Origin of the sequence: Rhodococcus sp. PD04, from assembly GCF_035918275.1 — a bacterium.
GTDB lineage: Bacteria > Actinomycetota > Actinomycetes > Mycobacteriales > Mycobacteriaceae > Rhodococcus > Rhodococcus rhodochrous.
On the sequence record NZ_CP142143.1, the window covers coordinates 150,508 to 171,792 of the forward strand.

Genomic DNA, 21,285 nt, shown 5'->3' on the forward strand with positions numbered 1-21,285 from the left:
TCGGGCGCGGATAGGGGCCTGTGGGCCAGGGGAAGTCTGCGACCCGGAAGTAGGGACATGAACATCGAAACACCTGAGAAGAATCCAGCGGCACCAACTTCGGTGACTCTGGCATCGAAGAAGAAGTCTCTTCTCGCCAGCTCCGTGGGCAACATCCTGGAGTGGTACGAGTGGAGCGCCTACGCGGTGTTCGCTCCGTTCATCGCCGCAGCGATGTTCAACAGCGACAATCCGGTCTCGGCGCTGCTGTCCACACTCGCGGTCTTCGCCGTCGGATTCCTGATGCGACCGCTCGGCGGCATCGTGTTCGGCCGCATCGCCGACAAACGCGGCCGCAAGTTCGTGCTCGTCACGACCATGCTCATGATGGCCGGCGGCAGCCTCGTCATCGGGCTCATGCCCACCTACTCGTCGATCGGCGTGTGGGCGTCGGTGCTCCTGTTGCTCGCCCGCGTGGTGCAGGGCTTCGCGCACGGTGGTGAGTCGGCGACCGCCTACTCGTACGTCAGCGAGATCGCGCCGCCGCATCGCCGCGGCATGTGGGGCAGCGTCGCCTTCGTCGCGATCTTCGGTGGTTCCGTGCTCGCGTACACGATCGGCGGAGCGGTCACCTCGACGCTCTCCGAGAGCGCCGTGGGCGAATGGGGATGGCGCGTGCCGTTCCTCCTCGGCTTCTTCCTGGCACTGTTCGCCCTCTACCTGCGACGCAGCATGGAGGAGAGCGAGGTCTTCGACCAGCAGGAGACCCGGGTCGACGAACCGCGCATCCCGCGCAAGGTGGTCGTGCGTGCGATCCTGCTGATGATCGGCATGACCTCGGGCGTCACGGCGGCGCACTACACCTGGACCTCGTACGTCTCGACGTACGCGATCACGCAGAAGGGCATGGACGCCGACACCGCCTACTGGATGCTCGTCATCGCCCAGGTCATCGCGCTGGTCTCGCTGCCCTTCTGGGGTCGGCTGTCCGACCGGATCGGCCGGCGCCCGATGCTCGGCGGCTTCGCGGTCCTCATGTTCGCGCTGCAGATCCCGCTGACGTCGATGATCACGTCGGCCGGGTGGACGCTGCTCGTGGCGACTACCGTCGCCCTGCTCATCGTGTCGGTCCCGGGCGCGATCCTGTCGTGCACCCTCTCGGAGAGCTTCCCGACCCGCCTGCGTACCCAGGCCATCGGGTTCGCGTACTCCTTCTCGGTGGCAGTCTTCGGTGGCACCGCGCCCTACCTGAACCAGCTGCTGACCAGCTGGGACATCGGTTGGATCTTCGGGGTCTACATCATGGCGCTGTGCGTCGCGACGGGCATCGCCGCGCTGATCATGAAGGAGACGAAGGGTATCGACCTGCACAAGATCTGATCGATACAGTTCGGATTCCTGCCGCCGCGCACCGCTCAGGTGCGCGGCGGCAGTCCGTTGCGGAACGGGCAGCCGACGAGCAGGCGCAGTGCTCGGCCCAGGGCGGCGGGATCGTCGACCGGTTCGTGGAAGGGGATCCGGACGTCGTGGTCGTCGCCTTCGGACTCGACGCGCAAGCGTAGCCCGTAGCGGTCGAGGCCGATGGGGCGGATCCGTCCGCTGCGGTGCGCGGGCGGGATACGGCGCGCGATCTGCCGCACGATGTCGGCGTGGTCCTCTTCGAGGTGCTGGAGCCACTCGGTCTCGAGTGCGGCGAACGGGTCGGGTGCGGCGTCGAGGATGTCGGTGACGTCGACGGCTTCGGCCCCGGTGGTGTCGGCGGCGACGACGGAGTCGAGCGTCAGGCACAGCAGTTCGGAGCGGTGTCCGACGTCGAGGAGTTCGGGGTGCGGGAGGATCTCCGCGATCTCGGCGGCGAGCCGGCGCGGATGTTCCACCGGGCGCAGGGTGCCGCTGAGCCAGATGAGCGAGCGGACCGGATTGCGCAGGGCGATCGGGGAGTGGTCGGTGAGTTCGAGCATCGCGGGGATGCCCGCGTTGCCGGCCTGCCAGGCGAGCGCGACGGGAAGGCTGTCGTCGGCGACCACCACGGCGACCTGTCCGTCGTCGAGGAGGTGGTGGACCGAGGTGGGGAGCGGATCGCAGCCGTCGATCGCGAGCTGGGTCGTGTCGGCGCGGATGAGGGCGGTGCGTACGCGTTCGGCCGTGGTCGGCGCGGGGATGACGGATGTGGTGGTCTGCATGCCCACCCTCCTTCTCGATGTAGGTGAGGCAAACCTAAGTCATTGTGATCGCGGTCGCAAGTGGTCCGTCGGTAGCCTGGATCGGTGCCGATCCCACTTCCCCTCGGAATGCCGCCGTCCCGCGACGAGCCCCGCGGACTGCTCGACGCGCTGCTCACACACCGGCACGACAGCCTCACCGACGCCCTCGCCGCGACCGGCCGCACGCTCGCCCCGCCGATCGTCCCGGCCGCTGCCGTCACCGGATCACCGACCCGCGAACTCGTCGTCGAACTCGACGCCTCGGCCGAACTCCCCTCGCCCGCCGGGTGGCGTCCGGTCCGGTACCAGGTCGACTGCACCGCCGAGGACCTCGAGGACGTTCTCGCGACCACCGCGCCGGCACCGCTGGTCGTCTACCCGCACGTGCCCGACGCCGCGCTCGCCGACGCAGCCCGCGCGCTCACCGAGGCCGGTCACATCCCCGGCCTGACCGCAGGTCGCGGGGGTGACGCCGTCGCCGACTTCCTCTCCGTCCTAGCCCACGCCGACACCGGTTACGCCGCCCGCGCGACCGGCACCGACGACGTCGTCGCCCTGCTCTCCGCCACCGTCGCAGCGCTGAGCGGTTTCGACGTCCGCGAAGCCCTCGGGACTCCCGACGTGGCCCGGCTCCGGCGACTCGTACCGGAGGCCGCCGCGGCGGTGCGGGAGATCCTGCTGGTCGTCGAGGTCGACGACACCGACGCCGTCGTCCGGGAACTCGCGGGGCTCGGGCTCAGCGCGGGCTGACGCGGACCCATCGCTCGGGCGCGGTTCACGCAGAGTCCGCCTTCCGGTCACGGCCGATGCGTAACCTCGTACACGTGCCACGTATCGCCTATTTCGGACCGTCGGGAACGTTCACCGAGATGGCCCTCGACCGCTTCGAGAGCCTCGGTGCACTCGACGTGCTCGGCGACGGGTCCTCCGACGTCGAACGCATCTCGGCCGCCAGCCCGCCTGCTGCCCTGCAACTCCTGCGCGACCGGAAGGTCGACGGTGCCGTCGTCCCCATCGAGAGCTCGGTCGAAGGATCGGTGCCGCCCACCATGGACGCCCTGGCTCTCGGACCGCGGCTGCAGATCGTGTCCGAGGTCGAGCTCGACATCGCGTTCACGGTGGTCACCCGCGAAGGGATCACCCGCGATCGGGTCCGCACGATCGGCGCCTACCCGGTGGCCGCGGCCCAGGTGCGCCGCTGGATCGAGGACCACCTGCCCGACGCCGAGGTCGTGACCGCGGTCTCCAACGCAGGAGCCGCCGAGGACGTCGCGTCCGGCAAGGTCGACGCGGCGGTGTCCACGGCACTCGCCGGGGAGCGGCTCGGCCTGTCCGTGCTCGCCGACAAGGTCGCCGACTTCGAGGGTGCCCGCACCCGCTTCGTGCTCATCACGCAGCCGCGGCCGGTGCCGAAGCGCACCGGTGTCGACCGCACCTCGGTCGTGCTGCAGCTCCCCAACGAGCCCGGCTCACTGGTGCGCGCCATCACCGAGTTCTCCACGCGCGGAATCGATCTGTCCCGCATCGAGTCCCGGCCGACACGCAGGGAATACGGCACCTACTTCTTCCACTTGGACTGTGTGGGTCACATCGACGACGCGCTGGTCGCCGAGGCGCTGCAGGGACTGCACCGCTTCGCGCAGGTGCGGTTCCTCGGATCGTGGCCCGCTGTGTCCGAACACGGTGTCCCACCCGTGTCGGACGACGATGATGCGCGGTGGCTCGACCGACTGCGGCGCGGAGAGGACTGACGGTGAGCGGCAGATTGATCCTGGCCCGGCACGGCCAGACGGTGGCGAACGTCGCGCGGAGGCTCGACACGAAACTCCCCGGGGCGGAGCTCACCGAGCTCGGCGTCGAACAGGCCCGCACGCTCGGCAAGAACCTCGTCGAACGCGCGCCGTCGCTGCTCGTCGCCTCGCAGGCACTTCGCGCCCGGCAGACGGCCGAGCACGCGGCACCGGCGGTCTCGCTCGAGACGATCGTCCGCGAGGGCGTGCACGAGGTGCAGGTCGGCGAGCTCGAGGACCGCAGCGACGAGGAGTCGCACAAGCTGTTCATGAAGGTCTACGAGGAGTGGCACAGCGGCGACCTGCGGGCGCGGGTCCCGGGCGGTGAGTCGGCGCTCGACGTGCTCGACCGGTATCTACCCGTCCTCGACTCGCTGCGCAGCGACTATCTCGATACCGGTTCGGGCGACGTCGTGGTCGTCAGTCACGGTGCCGCCATCCGGCTCGTCGGCGCCTACCTCGGGAAGGTGCCGTCCGGCTTCGCCATCACCAACCACCTGGCCAACACCGAGACGGTCGAACTGGTGCCGGTGGCCGGCGGCGGCTGGGAGTGCGTGCGCTGGGGAACCTTCCTCGCGCCCTTCCACGACACCGCGCGCGGCGGTGCCGACGATCCGATGGGGTGATACCGCCCACCTTCCGATCCTTCGACCGCAAAACATACGGGTATCCTCGGGGCGTCCGTATAGAAGTAGCGATCGGTAGGTAGGTGCGGTTTCATGGGTGCTTCGAGCGACGGGGCCGACACCCTCACCAACGGTGAGGCGATCCCGGACTGGCGCATCCTCGAGCCGATGCAGCTCAGTCCCATCCTCACCGCCGCCCTCGACGCGTTCTACGAGACCGGCTTCCACGGCACCTCGGTGCGGGAGATCGCGCGCCGCGTCGGCGTCACCGTCCCGGCGCTCTACTACCACCACGAGAACAAGGAAGGGCTGCTCATCGCCCTTCTCGAGCTCTCGACCAGCGACGTGCTCTCCCGAGCTCACGCCGCCGCCGAGGACGCCGACGGCGACCCGGTGCGCAGGCTGTCGAACGTCATCGAGGCGATCGTGCTGCGCATGACCCTGCGGGCCCGCCTCGCCGCGCTCGAGGGTGAGGCCCGCTACCTGAGCCCCGAGAACCGCCAGCGCTACCGCGCGGTGCGCAAGGGCGTCGAGCAGCTGGTGCGCCAGATCGTCGAGGAGGGCGTCGCCGCGGGCGTGTTCGACGTGGACGATCCCGCCGAGACCACCCGTGCCCTGCTCGGCATGTGCCAGTCGATCCCGCGCTGGTACCACGCCGAGGGCACGCTCAGCCCCGAGGCCGTCGCGCAGAAGTACGTGGGCATCGCTCTCAAGACCGTCGGGGTCTGACGGCCGGATTCGGTGTCGATCGAAGTTCAGCGGCGGTCGAACCAGGTGACCTGCGTGCCGTTGCTGAACTCCTCGCGCGCGGTGACGTCGAATCGCGTGGGGACGAAGTTGCCCGACAGTGCCGGGATGCCGTCGCCCGCGATCACCGGATAGCTCTTGAAGATCAGCCGGTCGATCTCGTCGACCAGCTGCCCTGCGATGTTGCCGCCACCGCAGAGCCAGATGTCGAGCCCCTCTTCCGCCTTCAGCTTTCGGACCAGCTCGACCGGGTCGGTGTCGACGATCCGGACCTGCGGATCGTCGACCGGCGCGAGGGTGCGGGACACGACGTACTGCGTCATGTGGCTGTACGGGCTCGTGAGGCCCAGCGAGAGACCGGGTTCGTAGGCGCCGCGCCCCATGATCACCGTGTCCCATTCCTTGTTCGGTGTGTCGACCGGCATGCCGACCTGTTCGCGGAAGGTCGTGGGAACGGCTTCCGGGTATCTCGCGCTCATCGCCGCTGTCATGTCGTCGCAGATCGGATAGAAGTCGTACTCCCCGTTCGGCCCGGCGATGTAGCCGTCGAGGGTCACTGCCACGTAGTAGACGAGCTTTCGCATCTTCGACCACCATTCGTAGTACTATGAGTGAAGTGGTTTGAATGTAGTACTACATATGGAGTGGTGTCAAGTGGTTCGCACGAATCCGGAACGGCGACAGGCCTTGTTGGATGCCTCGATCGAGGTGCTGGCGCGCGACGGTGCGCGCGGGCTGACCTTCCGCGCGGTGGACAAGGAGGCCGGGGTTCCGACGGGGACGGCGTCGAACTACTTCGCCAACCGCGACGACCTGCTCGTCCAGGTGGGTCACCGCTACTACGAGCGGCTCGTGCCGGCCGAGGAGGTCATGGCGCAGTCGCAGGCGCCGCAGACCCGCGAATCCATGATCGAGCTGATGACGGAGGTGGTCGGACGGCTCACCCGGTTCCGCGCCGGCTATCTCGCGCTCCTCGAACTACGCCTCGAAGCCACCCGGCGACCCGAACTGCAGGCCCTGCTCACCGAGCGGGTGCGCGCCGACCTGGATTTCAACATCGCCAACTACCGGCACTCCGGCCTACCGGGTGACGAGGACGCCGTGGTGCTGCTCTATCTCGCGCTGAACTGGCTCGTCCTCGACCGTCTCACCCTCCCCGGGATCGTCGACGAGAACCGTGTCGCGGAACTGGTGCGAGCCGCTGTCGAACGCGTGATCCCCGACGCCTGAAAAGACTTCGGTGGATCCGACCCCGCTCAGCGGGGTCGGATCCACCGAAATCGTCGACGGCTCAGCGACGGAAGTTCGCGGTGCGCTTCTCCTGGAAGGCCGTCACACCCTCGGTGAAGTCGGCACTGCCGAGCAGGACGAGCTGCCCCTCGCGCTCGCGGGTGAAGGCGTTGTCGAGTTCGGTGAGCGTTGCGTCGTTGATCGCGTTCTTCGTCGATGCGAAGGCCATCGACGGGCCGTCGGCGAGTCGCTGCACGAGAGTCTCGACGGCACCGTCGAATTCCTCGTCCGCGTAGACGTCCGCGATGAGCCCGGAGGCCAATGCCTCGCCGGCCGGAAGCCGCTCGGCGAGCAGGGCCATCTTCAATGCCCGCGCACGACCGATCGATGCGGCGACGAGCGCGGATGCACCGCCGTCCGGCATCAGCCCGACCCGGGTGAAGGCCAGCAGGAAGTAACCCGACTCCTTCGCGACGGTGAGATCGCATGCGAGAGCGAGTGATACACCGACTCCCGCAGCCGGGCCGTTCACCGCGCCGACGACCGGACGGGGGAAGGCCCGGATCGCGGCAACCGTGCGGTTGGCGGCATCGATCGTGTCGGCGGAGGGCGGCGCGCTCAGGTCGCGTCCGGAGAGGTCGGCGCCCGAACAGAACGCGCGACCGGCACCGGTGAGCACCGCGACCCGGACGGAGGCGTCGTCGGCGTACTTCTCGAAGGCGTCAGCGATCGCGTCGAGCGTCTCGGTCTTCACGGCGTTCATCCGTGCGGGTCGGTTCAGGGTGACGCGCAGGACGCCGTCGTCGACGGTGGCGTCGACACCGGGCAGGTCGTCGGTCATGACTGTTCTCCTAGGGTCGGGACGTCAGGTCGAGCGCGACCTTGCCGGTCGCGGAACGGTTCTCGAGCGACCGCAGTGCCGCCGGAGCATCGTCGAGGGGATGGAGGGTGGGTTCGGGAACGACGAGCGCCCCGTCGTGCAGCAACGGTTCGAGCGCGGCCCACTGTCGCGCCGGGTAGCCGGGGTCGGTGCGGAGGTACTCGCCCCATCCCGCGCCGACGACCGAGATGTTCTTGAGTAGAAGGCGATTGACCTTCACGGTGGGGATGCTGCCACCGGTGAAACCGAGAACGACGGCACGCCCACCAGGGGCGAGGCTGCGCAGGCTGTCGGTGAACCGGTCGCCGCCCACGGGATCGAGCACGATGTCCACCCCACGACCACCGGTCAGTTCGAGGACACGGTCCTTGAAACCGTCGGCGAGGACGGTGTGGGTCGCGCGGTTGGCCTTGGCCACCGCGGCTTTCTCCTCGGTACTCACCACCGCGATCGTTTCCAGTCCGAGCGCTGCGGCGACCTGCAGCGACGCCACCCCGAGACCACCCGCCGCGCCGTGGACGAGGATGGTCTCGCCGGCCCGGTACCGGGCGCGTTCGTCGAGCGCGAAGTGCGCGGTGAAGTAGTTCATGAGCATCCCGGCGCCCGCGGTCAGCGACACGTTGTCGGGCAGCGGGAAGACCAGTTCGCGCGGCAGTGCGACGGTCTGCTGCCACGATCCGGCGATGGACAGCACGGCGACGCGTTGTCCGGCGATGAGTCCGCTGCCCTCGGGGGCACTGCGGACGATGCCCGCTCCTTCGGCGCCGAGTACGCACGGCAGCGGCCGGACCATCTGGTAGCCGCCGGTCGTCTGCAGCAGGTCGGGAAAGGACACGCCGGCGGCGTACAGGTCGACGAGGACGAGCGAGTCGCCCGCCTCGGGTTCGGGGATGTCGGTCACGCGGACGGCGTCGGGGCCGGCGTGTTCGGTCAATTGCGCTGCGCGCACGGGCGTCTCCTCGACTCGGGTCGTGATCCATCACTATCAGAGTCGCTTAGCGTGCGCTAGCTCTCAGGCACCATTGACCGAGCGCTAAGTCCGTGGTAGAGCTTTTAGCGATCGATAAGTACGCCGCTGGGAACGTCTCCGGCCCGCACGCTGCACTTTCGAAAGGATCGTCATGAGCAACGCTGTCATCGTCGACGTCGTCCGTACCGCTGTCGGTAAGGGCAAGCCGGGTGGCGCCCTGTCCGGCACCCACCCCGTCGAACTCCTCGCCCACGTCCTGCGTTCGCTCGTCGAGCGCAACGGCATCGACCCCGCGCAGGTCGACGACGTGATCGGCGGCTGCGTCGCCCAGGTCGGCGAGCAGTCCCTCAACATCTCGCGCACCGCGTTGCTCGCCGCCGGCTTCCCCGATTCGGTGCCCGCGACCACCATCGACCGCCAGTGCGGGTCGAGCCAGCAGGCCGCGCACTTCGCCGCGCAGGGCGTCATCGCCGGCGCCTACGACATGGTCATCGCGTGCGGTGTCGAGTCGATGAGCCGCATCCCGATGGGCACCGCCACCCTCGGCAAGGACACCCACGGCCCGAGCATCCGTGCCCGCTACCCCGAGGGCCTGGTCAACCAGGGCATCTCGGCCGAACTCATCGCCGCGAAGTGGAAGTTCGACCGCGACGCCCTCGACGCCTACTCCGCGCAGTCGCACCAGCGTGCCGCTGCCGCCTACGAGGCCGGATACTTCGACAAGGAGATCGTCCCGATCACCGTCGAGAACGCCGCGGGCGAGCAGGTGCAGCACACCGTCGACGAGACGCTGCGTGCCTCCACCACCGCCGAGGGCCTCGCCGGTCTGAAGCCGTCCTTCTACACCGAGGAGTACGCGGCCCGGTTCCCCGAGGCGCAGTGGGTCATCACCCCCGGCAACTCGTCGCCGCTCACCGACGGTGCGTCGGCCGCGCTCATCATGAGCGAGGAGATGGCGAACAAGCTGGGCCTGACCCCGCGCGCCCGCTTCCACTCGTTCTCCGTCGCCGGCGACGACCCGGTCTTCATGCTCACCGCCCCGATCCCGGCCACGCAGAAGGTGCTCGCCCGCGCGGGTCTGGGCATCGACGACATCGACGCCTACGAGGTCAACGAGGCGTTCGCGCCCGTGCCGCTCGCCTGGGCGCACGAACTCGGTGCCGACCCGGCCAAGCTCAACCCGTGGGGTGGCGCGATCGCACTCGGCCACGCACTCGGCTCGTCGGGCACCCGTCTGCTGTCGACCCTCGTCAACCATCTCGAGGCCACCGGCGGTCGCTACGGCCTGCAGACCATGTGCGAGGGCGCGGGCATGGCCAACGCGACCATCATCGAACGTCTCTGACACCTCTGACGTCTCGAAAATCTTCGAACCGCAACCACTCTCGAAAGGGTAATCAATGATCGTCAACGACAGCGTCGCCGTCGTCACCGGTGGTGCCTCCGGCCTCGGTCTCGCCACCGTCAAGGCTCTGCTGAACGACGGCGCGCAGATCGTCATCATCGATCTGCCGTCGTCCAACGGTGAGACCATCGCCAAGGAACTCGGCGACCGCGTCCGCTTCGTCGCCGCCGACGTCACCGATGAGGCCGCCGTCACCGAGGCCCTCGACGTCGCCGAGTCGCTCGGACCCGTGCGTGTCGCGGTGAACTGCGCCGGCATCGGCAACGCGATCAAGACCGTCAGCAAGAAGGGTGCCTTCCCGCTCGACGCGTTCAAGAAGGTCGTCGACGTCAACCTGTTCGGCACGTTCAACGTCATCCGTCTCGCCGCCGAGCGCATCGCCAAGACCGAGCCGATCGACGGCGAGCGCGGCGTCATCATCAACACCGCCTCCGTCGCCGCCTTCGACGGCCAGATCGGCCAGGCCGCCTACTCGGCGTCCAAGGGTGGCGTCGTCGGCATGACCCTGCCGATCGCTCGCGACCTCGCGTCGCTGCTCATCCGCGTCGTCACCATCGCGCCGGGCCTGTTCAAGACCCCGCTGCTCGGCTCGCTGCCGGAGGAGGCCCAGGCCTCGCTCGGTGCACAGGTTCCGCACCCGGCCCGCCTCGGCGATCCGTCCGAGTACGGTGCCCTCGCCGCCCACATCGTCTCCAACCCGATGCTCAACGGCGAGGTCATCCGCCTCGACGGCGCGATCCGAATGGCTCCGCGCTGACCCGAGCACCGACTGTGAGAGGAGGGGGTCGATGACCCCGGCATACGAGGCCGAGGAATCCGACACGCCCCACGCGGACGTGCAGTCCGCGGACTGGCGGGAGTTCCAGCCTCTGGGGCTCGACCCCATCCTCGAACACGCCCTGGAAGCGTTCAGCGAGAACGGCTTCCACGGCACCACCGTCCGCGACCTGGCCCGCCGGGTCGGCGTGACGGTGCCCGCGCTGTACTACCACTACGAGAACAAGGAAGCCGTTCTCGTCACGCTGCTCGACGCCGCCGTCCTCGACCTCATCGACCGTGTCTCGGCCGCGGTCGCGGACGGCGGCGACGACCCGGTCGCCCGCTTCGTCAACGCCGTCGAGGCGATCGTGCTGAACATGACCCATCGCGCACAGCGTTCGGGCCTGGATTCCGAAGTGCGCCACATCTCCCCGGAGAACCGCCGTACCTACGCCGCGACCCGCAAACGTCTCGAGCTGATGATGCTCGACCTGGTGCGCGAAGGCGTCGACCAGCAGGTGTTCGACGTCGACGACGTCGAGGAGGCCGTGCGTGCTCTCCTCGGGATGTTCCAGTCCATCGTCCGCTGGTACCAGCTCGACGGTCCCCTCACTCCCGCTCAGGTCGCGCAGCGCTACATCGTGATCGCGCTGCGGGTCGTGGGCCATCACCCGACCGCCTGAGAGTCGTTCGAAACACCTCCACGCAAGGAGCTCATGTCGTGCTGACCACCGCTTTCACCGAAACCTTCGGCGTCCGACATCCCATCGTGCAGGGAGGGATGCAGTGGGTCGGCCGCGCCGAACTCGTCGCTGCGGTCGCCAACGCCGGCGCGCTCGGCATGATCACCGCTCTGACGCAGCCGACGCCCGAGGACCTCGCGAAGGAGATCGCCCGCACCCGCGAACTCACCGACCAGCCGTTCGGCGTCAACCTCACGATCCTGCCGGCGATCGACCCGCCGCCCTACGAGGAGTACCGCCAGGTCATCATCGACTCGGGCGTGAAGATCGTCGAGACGGCCGGATCGAATCCCGCACCGCACCTGCCCGACTTCCACGCCGCCGGGATCAAGGTGCTGCACAAGTGCACCAGCGTCCGGCACGCCGTCAAGGCGCAGGACATCGGTGTCGACGGCATCAGCATCGACGGCTTCGAATGCGCCGGGCACCCCGGTGAGGACGACGTCCCCGGCCTCGTGCTCATCGCCGCCGCGGCCGAGAAGATCACCATCCCGATGATCGCGTCCGGCGGTTTCGGTGACGGCCGCGGTCTCGTCGCGGCCCTCGCGCTCGGCGCCGACGGCATCAACATGGGCACCCGCTTCATGTGCACCGAGGAATCGCCGATCCACCGCACCATCAAGGAAGCCATCGTCGCGGCGAACGAGACCGACACCGAACTCATCTTCCGTCCGCTGCGCAACACCGCTCGTGTCGCGAGCAACACCGTCAGCCGCGAGGTCGTCGAGATCCTCGACCGCGGAGGGAAGTTCGAGGACGTGCGCGAACTCGTCGCCGGCGCCCGGGGTCGCCTCGTCTACGAGAACGGTGATCCCGAGGCCGGCATCTGGACCGTCGGCACCGTCCAGGGGATCATCCACGACATCCCCACCGCGGGGGAATTGGTCGAGCGCATCGTCGCCGACGCCGAGAGCCTCATCGCGGAGCGTCTGAGCGGCATGATGTCCCGCGTGAACGCCTAGGAGAAGCCATGAAACGCACCCACTTCGACGACGACCACGAGGCGTACCGGGAGACCGTGCGCGAGTTCCTCGCCCGCGAGATCGAACCGAACTACGAACGGTGGGAGGAGGAGCGCCTCGTCGACCGGTCGGCGTGGATCGCCGCGGGCAAATCCGGCATCGTCGGCCTCGGCGTGCCCGAGGAGTTCGGCGGTTCGGGCGTGACCGACTACCGCTTCCGGCACATCGTGCAGGAGGAGATCGCGCGGACCGGTACGACCTCCTTCGGTGCGGGACTCGCACTGCAGGACGACATCGCGATCCCGTACATCCTCCACCTCGGCACCGAGGAGCAGAAGGCGCGCTGGCTGCCGGCACTCGCCACCGGCGAACGAATCGGCGCGATCGCCATGACCGAGCCGGGCGCCGGATCCGACCTGCAGGGCGTGAAGACCACCGCCGTGCGCGACGGTGACGAGTGAGTGATCAACGGACAGAAGACGTTCATCACCAACGGAATCCACTCCGATCTCGTCATCGTGGTGTGCCGCACCGATCCGAGCGCGGGGTCGAAGGGCTTCTCGCTCATCGTCGTCGAGCGCGACACCCCCGGTTTCAGCAGGGGGCGCAAACTCCACAAGGTCGGTCTCGCTGCGCAGGACACCGCCGAGCTCGTCTTCGAGGACGCCCGCGTCCCCGCCGGGAACCTCCTCGGCACCGAGGGTCGCGGCTTCGTGCATCTGATGGAGAACCTGCCCCTCGAACGCATCGGTATCGCCGTCAGCGCGATCACCTCGGCGCGGGCCGCCTACGAGTGGACCGTGCAGTACGTCTTCGAGCGCAAGGCGTTCGGCAAGCCCATCGGCGACCTGCAGAACACCCGGTTCGCGCTCGCCGAGATGCTCACCGAGATCGAGATCACCGAGTCGCATGTCGATCGGTGCGTACTCGCGCTCAACGCGGGGGAGCTCACCCCTCTGGATGCGTCGAAGGCCAAGTGGTGGGCGACCGAACTGCAGAAGCGCGTCGTCGACCGCTGCGTGCAGCTGCACGGCGGGTACGGCTACATGATGGAGTACCCGATCGGGCGCGCCTACGTCGATTCGCGCATCCAGACGATCTACGGTGGCACCACCGAGATCATGAAGGAGATCATCGGCCGCGACATCGCGTCGAAGCACGCGTAATCGACGGCTGTGTCGAAGCACGCGTAATCGACGGCTGTGTCGAAGCACGCGTGGTCGACGGCTGTGTCGAAGCACGCGTAGTTCTGCGGTTGTATCCGAATACGTGTAACCGGTTCAGGAGAAGAGGGATTCGATGTTCGATCTCACAGGTAAGCGCGCTCTCGTCACGGGTGGTTCCGCGGGGATCGGTCTCGGCATGGCCCGGGGCCTCGCCCGTGCGGGCGCCGACGTCACCCTGTGGGGCCGGAGCGAGGACAAGCTCGCGAAGGCCGCGGCCGACATCGGGAGGTTCGCCGGCCGCGTGGCAACCCGCGCGGTCGACGTCTCCGACGAGCAGGCCGTGACCGACGGTGTCGCGGCGCTCGTCGACGACTTCGGTGGGCTCGACATCGTGGTGGTCAACGCCGGCATCGGGTCGTCGCTGCAGAAGTTCCACGAGTCGACGACCGAGCGGTACCGCGCCGTCATGGCGACGAACGTCGACGGCGCGTTCTTCACGATGCGGGAGACCTCGCGTGTGCTCGTCGAGCAGGGCACCGGGGGTTCGATGATCGTCACGTCGAGCCTCGGTGCGCTGCAGGGCGCCGGACGCAACCAGCCGTACGCGGCGAGCAAGGCCGCGGTGCTCGCGCTCGCGAACGGCTGTGCCGTCGAGTTCGCGCGTCACCGGATCCGGGTCAACAGCGTGCTGCCGGGCTGGATCGCCACCGACATGACCGGTCCGCTGCAGGAATCCGACGTCTTCAACTCGAACGTCATCGGTCGCGTGCCGCTCGGCCGGTGGGGCACCCCGGAGGATTTCGAAGGCATCGCCGTCTATCTCGCGAGCGATGCGTCGTCCTTCCAGACCGGCAGCACGACGCTCATCGACGGTGGCTACAGCATGTTCTGACCGGTCCTAGGATGGTCCGGTGAACCAGCACCCCGCGATTCGTGACCGTGTGATCAGAGTGAGCGCCGTCGTTCTCCGCGACGCCGCCGGTGAGGTGCTCACCGTGCGGAAGCGGAACACGTCGCGGTTCATGCTGCCCGGAGGCAAGCCGGATCCGGGGGAGACCCCGGCCGAGACTGCCGTGCGCGAGTGCGCCGAGGAACTGGGTGCCGAACTGGATCTGTCGTCGCTGCGTCTCGTCGGGGTCTTCGACGCCGAGGCCGCCAACGAGCCCGGCTACCGGCTCGAAGGAACCGTCTACGAACACCCGCTCGTGGAGGTCGCCGGTGCCGCCGCGGAGATCGCGGAGACGCGCTGGCTCGACCCGGCGGCCCTACCGCTGCCCGACGATCTCGCGCCGCTGCTCGAGCACCACGTCCTTCCCGCTCTCGCGTCGGCCTCCCGATAATCCTGTTTCCACAGAGGTATTGCGCAGTTCTCACCCATGGGGAAATGTGGTGAGGGCAGTCACATCGCACATCACGGAAGGTCTCCCATGGCGCTCACCGCTCTGCTCGAACTCGAATTCAAGGCCGACTCCCTCGACGACGCGAAGAAGGTCATGACCCGCGTGCTCGACGAGACGCGACAGTTCGACGGATGCGACGGCATCGAGATCCTCGTGGATCAGAAGAACGAGGCCCGCTGGGTGGTCGTGGAGAAGTGGCGCTCGGCCGAGCACGACGCCGCCTACCGCAAGTTCCGCGCCGGCGAGGGCGCCATCACCGACCTCGGACCCCTCCTTGCGGGAGCGCCGAAGCTCGAGCACTTCACCACCCTCTGAGTCCCCACCGGAGCGCGGGCGGAGTCGGTCGTCACCCGGCGGAACGCGGGCGGTAGGGTGACCCCCGGGGCGGACGTGTGCCGTTTGCCTCGAAGTGACATCGACTGTGGAGGTAACCGGGCATGTTGGAACTCTTCGGCGTCATCGTCGTGTGGCTCACCGTGGCCGTCGTCGCTGTCGGAACCGTCATCATGTTCGTCGTTTCGACGCTCAGCCCGCACTTCGGTCAGCGCAAGGCCAAGGGACCTCGCCTCGACAAGGCGACCGCGGCCCGCAACAAGTAGCACCCGGTACCGATCGCGAAGAGCGCCTCAGCCCCAGCCCAGCTGGTGGAGGCGCTTTTCGTCGATTCCGAAATAGTGCGCGATCTCGTGGACGACGGTGACGAGCACCTCGTGCACGACGTCGTCGTCGTCCTCGCAGATGTCGAGGATGGCGTCGCGGTAGATCGTGATCGTGTCCGGTAGCGATCCCGCGTAGTGGCTGTCGCGCTCGGTCAGCGCGACGCCCTGATACAGACCCAGCAGATCCGGTTCTTCGTCGTGGCGCGGCTCGACGAGGACCACGACATTGTCGATCGCCCGCGCGAGTTCGCGGGGGATCTCGTCGAGTGCTTCCGAGACGAGCTCCTCGAAGTGCTCGTCCTCCATGTGTACCGGCACGTCACGACCCCGGCAGGGGAACTGCGCCCGGCAGCGGCGTCGGCAGCGACCGGCCTTCCGGCACGGGCGGCGGCGGCACGGGCGGCTGGCCGTCGATGAGGATGTCGCCCTTGGCGCTGCCGGTGATCGACGAGAAGCCGCCACCCTCGACCTGCTTGCCGATCGAGCAGTTCACCTTGCGGCTGCCGGCGAGCCAGCTGTCGTAGTCGAGGTTGTCCCAGAACAGTGTGAGGGTCTTGTTGCGCAGAGCCTCGGGGTCGCCGAGGTACTCGTTGACCAGGCGCGTGCAGGTCTCCTCGAGATAGCCGTCCTGGTCCTCGATGCTCGGCAGGCCGCCGGGGAACTGCCCACCGAGGTCGACGACCGCGACGACCTCGAAGGCGTGCGGCTTGGAACACTCCACCGGGTCGGCAGGGACACCGTTGTTGATGCCGATGCAGACACCGACGTCCCAGGCCCGCGACTGGTCCTGATCGGCGACCCGGCCCTTGATGGGCAGCAGGTTGCCGGTGGTCGACGAGAACTGCAGACCGCACCGCAGCGTGCGTTCGCCGGCCGCCCAGCCCGCCTCGCCGGGGTTGATGAGGCCGATGCTGAACTTGCCGTGCGGGTCGAACCGGCCGTCGAGATAGTCCATCGCGGCGGGTGCGCACTGCTCGTCGCGCAGCTCGGTGAAACGCGTGACCGACGGGAAGCGCGATCCCGGTCCCCATTCGGTGCCGGGATACAGGCTCAGGTCGATGTCGGCGACCACCTCGAACAGATGCGTCTCGGCGCAGTCGACCTTCGCGAGGTCGCTCGCGTCGAGAGCACTCCAGGTCAGGCAGTCGCCGGCGGTGGCGGTACCGAACGCTTCCCCCGCGACCGCGCCGGTCGTGCTGATGCCGGCGCCGGCGCTGTCGTCCCCACCGTCGGCGCCCTGGAACCCCGCGACGACGAACGTCGCGATCGCCGCCAGGACGGCACCGGCTGCGACGAGCACGAGGGCGCGTCGGGTCAACCGCGCCGAGGGCGGGCGCCGGTCGGGCTTGGGCTTGTTGTCTTCGGCCATCACTTCCATCATGCCTGTTCGAGTGGACGCAGGTAGTTTCGGCTCATGGCCGACGACCCGATCGATCCCGAGATTCTCGAGATCGCCAAGCAGACCTTCGACGCCGCCCGCCGGGGAGACGTCGAGACCCTCACCGCGTACGTGGATGCCGGGGTACCGGTGAACCTCACCAACGAGACCGGCGACACGCTGCTCATGCTGGCGTCCTACCACGGTCATGCCGAGGCCGTACAGGCCCTGGTCGAGCGGGGAGCCGACGTGAACCGGCTCAACGACCGCGGCCAGTCACCTCTCGCGGGGGCGGTCTTCAAGGGCGTCGAGGCGGTCGTGCGGGCACTCGCCGAGGCCGGTGCCGACCCGCGTCACGGGCACCCCACCGCGGAGGACACAGCGAAGATGTTCGGGCGCGACGACTACCTGGAACTCTGGCAGCGGTAGGCTTCGATTCCGTGATCGACCTCAAGTTCCTCCGCGAGAATCCCGACGCCGTCCGCGAGTCGCAGCGCATGCGGGGAGAGGACCCGGGCCTCGTCGACGTGCTGCTCGAGGCCGACGCCTCCCGTCGCGCCGCTGTCCTCGCCGGCGACAACGCACGCGCCGAGCAGAAGGCCCTGGGCAAGAAGGTCGGCAAGGCGTCCCCCGAGGAGCGCCCCGCGCTGCTCGACGGCGCCAAGGAGCTGGCCGCGAAGGTCAAGGAACTCGAGGCCGAGCAGCACGCCGCGCAGGAGGCCTTCGATCGCGCGCACCTCGCGATCTCCAACGTCGTGCAGGACGGCGTGCCCGCCGGCGGCGAGGACGACTTCGTCACGCTCGAGACCGTCGGCGAGCTGCCCACCTTCGACTTCGAACCCAAGGACCACCTCGCGCTCGGCGAGTCGCTCGGGCTCATCGACATGGAGCGCGGCGCCAAGGTCTCCGGTGCCCGGTTCTACTTCCTCACCGGCTACGGCGCGCTGCTCCAGCTGGGCCTGCTGCAGCTGGCCGCCCAGAAGGCCACCGCGAACGGGTTTACCATGATGATCCCGCCCGTGCTCGTGCGTCCCGAGGTGATGCAGGGCACCGGCTTCCTCGGCCAGCACGCCGACGAGGTGTACCGGCTCGAGGAGGACGACCTCTACCTTGTGGGCACCTCCGAGGTGCCGCTCGCGGGCTACCATTCGGGCGAGATCCTCGACCTGTCGAAGGGCCCGAAGCGCTACGCAGGCTGGTCGTCGTGCTTCCGTCGCGAGGCGGGCAGCTACGGCAAGGACACCCGCGGCATCATCCGCGTGCACCAGTTCGACAAGGTCGAGATGTTCGTCTACTGCCGCCCCGAGGAGGCCGCGGCGGAGCACGAGCGTCTGCTGGCCTGGGAGCGCGACATGCTCGCCGCCATCGACGTGCCGTACCGCGTCATCGACGTCGCCGCCGGCGATCTCGGGTCGTCGGCGTCCCGCAAGTTCGACTGCGAGGCCTGGGTGCCCACGCAGGAGCGCTACCGCGAGCTCACATCGACGTCGAACTGCACGACCTTCCAGGCGCGTCGCCTCAACATCCGGTACCGCGACGAGAACGGCAAGCCGCAGACCGCCGCGACCCTCAACGGCACGCTCGCGACCACCCGCTGGCTCGTGGCGCTGCTCGAGAACCACCAGCAGGCCGACGGTTCGGTGAAGGTGCCCGAGGCTCTCGTCCCGTTCGTGGGACGCGAGGTGCTCGAACCCGCCGGTTGATCTCCGCGTCGTAGAACGGCTCCCCGTCACGCCGGCTGTGGCGGGGAGCCGTACTCGTACGCCGACCCCTCTTGCGAAGGACCCGCGACTCCGCGGGTCCTCGTTCTTGTTTCGGACGCGAAAACAAGTCCCCTCTCGTATTACGAGATAGTGTCACGCATTGCAGATCGCCAGCTGCCGTCTTAGCTTCGAATCGACCAATCAGGATCGATCGGACGGAGTCGGATGCGCACACGATCGGTATCGATGCTTCTCGCCGTCGCCGGCACCGGAACCCTTCTCGTCGCCTGGGCTCTCGCTGTGGCAAGCGGTTTCGTGTCCCGCGACTCCGTTCCCTATCCGTGGGAAGTGGCATCCCGGATCCCCGGGCTCGTCACCGATTCCGAGTTCCTGACCGGCCTCGCCGACACGATCTGGTCGTGGTTCGCGGCACTCGTCCTCGCGTCCCTCGCCGCGATCGTCTGTGGAACCGTGATCGGCACCGTTCGCCGGCTCTCGGCACCCGCGATGATCGTGGTGGACGCATTCCGGTCCATCCCCGCCACCGCTCTCATTCCGATCGCCATCCTTCTCTTCGGCCTCGGAATCGAGATGAAGGTCGCGGTCGCCGGGTTCGCCACCTTCTGGATCGTGCTGATCAACACGGTGTACGGCGTCGCCACCGTCGAGCCGATGCGCCTGGACGCCGCTCGTTCGATGCGGTGGAGTTGGATGCGGACCCGGATGCTCGTCACCCTGCCGAGTGCGCTGCCCTCCATCGTCACCGGGATCCGTATCGCCTCGGGCACAACGCTCGTCGTGGTTCTCAGTACCGAGCTGCTCGGTGCGAAATCCGGGGTGGGGACGTTGCTCGTCCAGTACCAACAGGCCCTCCGCACGGACATCATGTTCGCGGGGACGTTGATCGTCGGAGTACTCGGTGTCGCTCTCTACTCGGCGGTGACCCACATCGAAAGGAAGGCCCTGACGTGGGTGTATCAGTGACCGACGTCGCCATCGTCCGCGGCGCGACCGATGCCCGGGACGCGAACATGTCCAGGACACGGCCACGCTTTCCGGCCGTGCGGATCCGGCGCGCGGTGAACTCGCTCGCCCGATTCTGGCTCCTCGCACTGGTTCTGATCCTGTGGGAGCTCGTGGCACAGGCGAGTTCGAATGTGTTCTTCCCGCCTCCGTCCCGAATCGCCGAGCAGTTCGTCGACGACTGGCTCGCACCGACTCCGTCGACGGCCTTCCTCTCGGAGCACTTCTACGCCACAGCGATGGTCAGCCTGAAGCGTCTCGCCGCCGGCTGGGTGCTCGCGGCCGTGATCGGAATCGCCGTGGGTGTACTCCTCGCGCGCAGCACGGTCGCCGCTCGGATGTACGGCCCCGTGGTCCGATTCTGGCTCGCCGTCCCGAACGCGATCCTCATCCCGATCGCGGTGAAGGTATTCGGGGTCACGGACGCCATGAACATCTTCATGATCGCCTTCGGAACGGTGTGGCTGATCATCGTCAACACGGCCGATGGTGTGTCCACGGTGGACAGTTCGTATCTACGCAGCGCTCGGAGTCTCCATCTCGGTGGGGTGCAGTTGTACTCGAAGGTCGTCATCCCTGCGGCACTTCCGCGCATCACGGCCGGCCTGCGAGTCAGTATCGGCATCGGATTGATCCTCATGATTGTCTCCGAATTCTTCGCCACCACAGCAGGACTCGGGTACGAGGTGCAGCTGAGCCAGCAGACCTTCCAGTACACACGCATGTGGTCGGCCTTCGTCCTGATCGCCGTGATCGGACTCGCTACGAATGCCGCGTTCGCTGTGGTCGAGCGCCGAATTCTGCACTGGCAGAGACGAGAAGGGTTGAAAGAACAATGATCGAACTCGAAACACGGATCGATCCGACCGGACACCGCGGCATTGCGCTCGAGGCGATCAACCTCACGAAGTCGTACGGTGAGGGGGAGGCCCGCAAGCTCATCCTCGAACCGACCTCGCTGGTGCTGCACGAGAACGAGCTCGTCTCCATCGTGGGGCCCTCGGGCTGCGGCAAGTCCACACTCCTCATGATGGTGGCCGGACTGCTCGCGCCGACCGACGGTTCCGTCCTGGTGAACGACAAGGAGATCGACGGCCCGCCGATGGGACTGGCCGTCGTCTTCCAGGACTACAGCCGATCTCTGTTCCCTTGGATGACCGTGCGCAAGAACCTCAGGGCCGCCACCTACGCCTACGGTCTCTCCCGTGCGGAGACCGACAATCGGATCGATCATGCGTTGAAGGCCGTGGGTCTCCCCGGTACGGCCGACATGTATCCCTGGCAGATGTCCGGTGGCATGCAGCAGCGTGTTGCGATCGCCCGGGCGCTCGTGGTGGAACCGAAGGTCATGCTCATGGACGAGCCCTTCGCCGCCGTCGACGCCCAGACACGGGCGGATCTCGAGGACCTGGTGCTGCAGCTGCGGGACGAGTACGGCATGGCCGTCGCCTTCGTCACCCATGACATCGACGAGGCCGTCTACATCGGCGACCGTGTCGTCGTCCTGGCGGCGAACCCCGGTCGTATCGTCGCGGACATCGTCGTGGACCTTCCGTCCGAACGCGACCAGGTGGAGACCAAACAGCTGACCCGCTTCGCAGAGCTGCGCAGCGAGGTGTTCCGCATGGTGATGAGGCCGAGAGCCGACATCTGACGTCGCG

The 21,285-nt window shown here is 67.9% G+C and carries 25 protein-coding genes and 1 pseudogene; 20 read left to right on the forward strand and 6 right to left on the reverse strand.

Annotated elements, in window-relative coordinates; all coding sequences use genetic code 11:
* Positions 1-57: 57 nt before the first annotated feature.
* Positions 58-1,359 (forward strand): MFS transporter, encoded by a 1,302-nt coding sequence (locus tag U9J23_RS00715; RefSeq protein WP_059382082.1) that lies wholly within the window; start codon positions 58-60, stop codon positions 1,357-1,359.
* 35 nt (positions 1,360-1,394) lie between these two features.
* On the opposite strand, the gene U9J23_RS00720 is transcribed toward U9J23_RS00715, so the two are convergent.
* On the reverse strand, positions 1,395-2,162 hold the full coding sequence (locus U9J23_RS00720) for a DUF2470 domain-containing protein (RefSeq protein ID WP_106200822.1): 768 nt from the start codon (positions 2,160-2,162) through the stop codon (positions 1,395-1,397).
* A 108-nt stretch (positions 2,163-2,270) separates the two neighbouring features.
* On the opposite strand from U9J23_RS00720, the gene U9J23_RS00725 reads away from it, so the two are divergent.
* The 4 genes from U9J23_RS00725 (at position 2,271) to U9J23_RS00740 (ending at position 5,328) form a co-directional block, all read left to right on the forward strand.
* Positions 2,271-2,933, forward strand: a complete 663-nt coding sequence (locus U9J23_RS00725; RefSeq protein WP_106200820.1) for a hypothetical protein — start codon at positions 2,271-2,273, stop codon at positions 2,931-2,933.
* Positions 2,934-3,007: 74 nt separating this feature from the next.
* Positions 3,008-3,934 (forward strand): prephenate dehydratase, encoded by a 927-nt coding sequence (gene pheA / locus U9J23_RS00730; RefSeq protein ID WP_230824141.1) that lies wholly within the window; start codon positions 3,008-3,010, stop codon positions 3,932-3,934.
* A 2-nt stretch (positions 3,935-3,936) separates the two neighbouring features.
* Positions 3,937-4,599: a histidine phosphatase family protein gene (locus tag U9J23_RS00735; RefSeq protein WP_230824139.1), complete on the forward strand. Its 663-nt coding sequence runs from the start codon at positions 3,937-3,939 to the stop codon at positions 4,597-4,599.
* 93 nt (positions 4,600-4,692) lie between these two features.
* Positions 4,693-5,328, forward strand: coding sequence for a TetR/AcrR family transcriptional regulator (locus U9J23_RS00740; protein ID WP_006553412.1), 636 nt, complete (start codon positions 4,693-4,695; stop codon positions 5,326-5,328).
* A gap of 26 nt (positions 5,329-5,354) precedes the next feature.
* Here U9J23_RS00740 and U9J23_RS00745 read toward each other — a convergent pair whose 3' ends face one another.
* A complete protein-coding gene (locus U9J23_RS00745) occupies positions 5,355-5,930 on the reverse strand; it encodes a dihydrofolate reductase family protein (RefSeq protein WP_230824137.1) in 576 nt (191 codons plus the stop codon).
* 70 nt (positions 5,931-6,000) lie between these two features.
* On the opposite strand from U9J23_RS00745, the gene U9J23_RS00750 reads away from it, so the two are divergent.
* On the forward strand, positions 6,001-6,576 hold the full coding sequence (locus U9J23_RS00750; RefSeq protein ID WP_059382088.1) for a TetR/AcrR family transcriptional regulator: 576 nt from the start codon (positions 6,001-6,003) through the stop codon (positions 6,574-6,576).
* 61 nt (positions 6,577-6,637) lie between these two features.
* On the opposite strand, the gene U9J23_RS00755 is transcribed toward U9J23_RS00750, so the two are convergent.
* Positions 6,638-7,417: an enoyl-CoA hydratase gene (locus U9J23_RS00755; protein ID WP_059382089.1), complete on the reverse strand. Its 780-nt coding sequence runs from the start codon at positions 7,415-7,417 to the stop codon at positions 6,638-6,640.
* Positions 7,418-7,427: 10 nt separating this feature from the next.
* Positions 7,428-8,405 carry an NADPH:quinone oxidoreductase family protein gene (locus tag U9J23_RS00760; protein ID WP_059382090.1) on the reverse strand — a complete coding sequence of 326 codons (978 nt, stop codon included), beginning with the start codon at positions 8,403-8,405 and terminating at the stop codon, positions 7,428-7,430.
* 172 nt (positions 8,406-8,577) lie between these two features.
* On the opposite strand from U9J23_RS00760, the gene U9J23_RS00765 reads away from it, so the two are divergent.
* The 9 genes and pseudogenes from U9J23_RS00765 (at position 8,578) to U9J23_RS00805 (ending at position 15,460) form a co-directional block, all read left to right on the forward strand.
* Positions 8,578-9,771 carry a thiolase family protein gene (locus U9J23_RS00765; RefSeq protein WP_326600898.1) on the forward strand — a complete coding sequence of 398 codons (1,194 nt, stop codon included), beginning with the start codon at positions 8,578-8,580 and terminating at the stop codon, positions 9,769-9,771.
* A 55-nt stretch (positions 9,772-9,826) separates the two neighbouring features.
* On the forward strand, positions 9,827-10,588 hold the full coding sequence (locus U9J23_RS00770) for a 3-hydroxyacyl-CoA dehydrogenase (protein WP_016691832.1): 762 nt from the start codon (positions 9,827-9,829) through the stop codon (positions 10,586-10,588).
* A 31-nt stretch (positions 10,589-10,619) separates the two neighbouring features.
* Positions 10,620-11,273, forward strand: coding sequence for a TetR/AcrR family transcriptional regulator (locus tag U9J23_RS00775; RefSeq protein ID WP_326600901.1), 654 nt, complete (start codon positions 10,620-10,622; stop codon positions 11,271-11,273).
* Between the two features lie 38 nt (positions 11,274-11,311).
* Complete coding sequence (locus U9J23_RS00780) at positions 11,312-12,295, forward strand: NAD(P)H-dependent flavin oxidoreductase (protein ID WP_059382094.1); 984 nt, start codon at positions 11,312-11,314, stop codon at positions 12,293-12,295.
* Positions 12,296-12,303: 8 nt separating this feature from the next.
* Positions 12,304-13,461 (forward strand): annotated as a pseudogene (locus U9J23_RS00785) (acyl-CoA dehydrogenase family protein).
* 133 nt (positions 13,462-13,594) lie between these two features.
* The gene (locus U9J23_RS00790; RefSeq protein ID WP_120281051.1) at positions 13,595-14,353 is read left to right on the forward strand and encodes an SDR family NAD(P)-dependent oxidoreductase; all 759 of its coding nucleotides are present in this window, start codon (positions 13,595-13,597) and stop codon (positions 14,351-14,353) included.
* 49 nt (positions 14,354-14,402) lie between these two features.
* Positions 14,403-14,801, forward strand: coding sequence for an NUDIX hydrolase (locus U9J23_RS00795; RefSeq protein WP_272266426.1), 399 nt, complete (start codon positions 14,403-14,405; stop codon positions 14,799-14,801).
* An 87-nt stretch (positions 14,802-14,888) separates the two neighbouring features.
* Positions 14,889-15,176, forward strand: coding sequence for a putative quinol monooxygenase (locus U9J23_RS00800; RefSeq protein ID WP_059382096.1), 288 nt, complete (start codon positions 14,889-14,891; stop codon positions 15,174-15,176).
* Between the two features lie 122 nt (positions 15,177-15,298).
* The gene (locus U9J23_RS00805) at positions 15,299-15,460 is read left to right on the forward strand and encodes a hypothetical protein (RefSeq protein ID WP_016933301.1); all 162 of its coding nucleotides are present in this window, start codon (positions 15,299-15,301) and stop codon (positions 15,458-15,460) included.
* A gap of 27 nt (positions 15,461-15,487) precedes the next feature.
* Here the strand turns inward: U9J23_RS00805 and U9J23_RS00810 are convergent, their stop codons facing one another.
* Both U9J23_RS00810 and U9J23_RS00815 read right to left on the reverse strand, forming a co-directional pair.
* Positions 15,488-15,826 carry a metallopeptidase family protein gene (locus U9J23_RS00810; protein ID WP_272266427.1) on the reverse strand — a complete coding sequence of 113 codons (339 nt, stop codon included), beginning with the start codon at positions 15,824-15,826 and terminating at the stop codon, positions 15,488-15,490.
* 13 nt (positions 15,827-15,839) lie between these two features.
* On the reverse strand, positions 15,840-16,898 hold the full coding sequence (locus U9J23_RS00815) for a septum formation family protein (RefSeq protein WP_059382098.1): 1,059 nt from the start codon (positions 16,896-16,898) through the stop codon (positions 15,840-15,842).
* 36 nt (positions 16,899-16,934) lie between these two features.
* Between U9J23_RS00815 and U9J23_RS00820 the strand changes: the two genes are divergently transcribed.
* From U9J23_RS00820 to U9J23_RS00840, 5 genes are all read left to right on the forward strand, one after another.
* Positions 16,935-17,327: an ankyrin repeat domain-containing protein gene (locus U9J23_RS00820; protein WP_059382099.1), complete on the forward strand. Its 393-nt coding sequence runs from the start codon at positions 16,935-16,937 to the stop codon at positions 17,325-17,327.
* An 11-nt stretch (positions 17,328-17,338) separates the two neighbouring features.
* Complete coding sequence (gene serS, locus U9J23_RS00825) at positions 17,339-18,601, forward strand: serine--tRNA ligase (RefSeq protein WP_059382100.1); 1,263 nt, start codon at positions 17,339-17,341, stop codon at positions 18,599-18,601.
* Between the two features lie 225 nt (positions 18,602-18,826).
* Positions 18,827-19,585 carry an ABC transporter permease gene (locus U9J23_RS00830; protein ID WP_059382101.1) on the forward strand — a complete coding sequence of 253 codons (759 nt, stop codon included), beginning with the start codon at positions 18,827-18,829 and terminating at the stop codon, positions 19,583-19,585.
* Positions 19,570-20,463 carry an ABC transporter permease gene (locus tag U9J23_RS00835; protein ID WP_155418940.1) on the forward strand — a complete coding sequence of 298 codons (894 nt, stop codon included), beginning with the start codon at positions 19,570-19,572 and terminating at the stop codon, positions 20,461-20,463. Before U9J23_RS00830 ends, U9J23_RS00835 begins: the two co-directional genes overlap by 16 nt.
* Entirely contained in the window at positions 20,460-21,278 is an 819-nt protein-coding gene (locus U9J23_RS00840) for an ABC transporter ATP-binding protein (RefSeq protein ID WP_059382103.1), read from the forward strand. The genes U9J23_RS00835 and U9J23_RS00840 overlap by 4 nt, the downstream gene beginning before the upstream one ends.
* Positions 21,279-21,285: the final 7 nt, after the last annotated feature.

What these genes read in the sequence shown, in the direction of transcription:
- U9J23_RS00830 (WP_059382101.1), top strand. Translation starts at nt 18,827, where the DNA reads ATGCGCACACGATCGGTATCGATGCTTCTCGCCGTCGCCGGCACCGGA.
- U9J23_RS00765 (WP_326600898.1), top strand. Translation starts at nt 8,578, where the DNA reads ATGAGCAACGCTGTCATCGTCGACGTCGTCCGTACCGCTGTCGGTAAG.
- U9J23_RS00740 (WP_006553412.1), top strand. Translation starts at nt 4,693, where the DNA reads ATGGGTGCTTCGAGCGACGGGGCCGACACCCTCACCAACGGTGAGGCG.
- U9J23_RS00840 (WP_059382103.1), top strand. Translation starts at nt 20,460, where the DNA reads ATGATCGAACTCGAAACACGGATCGATCCGACCGGACACCGCGGCATT.
- U9J23_RS00815 (WP_059382098.1), bottom strand. Translation starts at nt 16,898, where the DNA reads ATGGAAGTGATGGCCGAAGACAACAAGCCCAAGCCCGACCGGCGCCCG.
- U9J23_RS00720 (WP_106200822.1), bottom strand. Translation starts at nt 2,162, where the DNA reads ATGCAGACCACCACATCCGTCATCCCCGCGCCGACCACGGCCGAACGC.
- U9J23_RS00770 (WP_016691832.1), top strand. Translation starts at nt 9,827, where the DNA reads ATGATCGTCAACGACAGCGTCGCCGTCGTCACCGGTGGTGCCTCCGGC.
- U9J23_RS00745 (WP_230824137.1), bottom strand. Translation starts at nt 5,930, where the DNA reads ATGCGAAAGCTCGTCTACTACGTGGCAGTGACCCTCGACGGCTACATC.
- U9J23_RS00775 (WP_326600901.1), top strand. Translation starts at nt 10,620, where the DNA reads ATGACCCCGGCATACGAGGCCGAGGAATCCGACACGCCCCACGCGGAC.
- U9J23_RS00810 (WP_272266427.1), bottom strand. Translation starts at nt 15,826, where the DNA reads ATGGAGGACGAGCACTTCGAGGAGCTCGTCTCGGAAGCACTCGACGAG.
- U9J23_RS00725 (WP_106200820.1), top strand. Translation starts at nt 2,271, where the DNA reads ATGCCGCCGTCCCGCGACGAGCCCCGCGGACTGCTCGACGCGCTGCTC.
- U9J23_RS00820 (WP_059382099.1), top strand. Translation starts at nt 16,935, where the DNA reads ATGGCCGACGACCCGATCGATCCCGAGATTCTCGAGATCGCCAAGCAG.
- U9J23_RS00800 (WP_059382096.1), top strand. Translation starts at nt 14,889, where the DNA reads ATGGCGCTCACCGCTCTGCTCGAACTCGAATTCAAGGCCGACTCCCTC.
- U9J23_RS00755 (WP_059382089.1), bottom strand. Translation starts at nt 7,417, where the DNA reads ATGACCGACGACCTGCCCGGTGTCGACGCCACCGTCGACGACGGCGTC.
- U9J23_RS00715 (WP_059382082.1), top strand. Translation starts at nt 58, where the DNA reads ATGAACATCGAAACACCTGAGAAGAATCCAGCGGCACCAACTTCGGTG.
- U9J23_RS00790 (WP_120281051.1), top strand. Translation starts at nt 13,595, where the DNA reads ATGTTCGATCTCACAGGTAAGCGCGCTCTCGTCACGGGTGGTTCCGCG.
- U9J23_RS00805 (WP_016933301.1), top strand. Translation starts at nt 15,299, where the DNA reads ATGTTGGAACTCTTCGGCGTCATCGTCGTGTGGCTCACCGTGGCCGTC.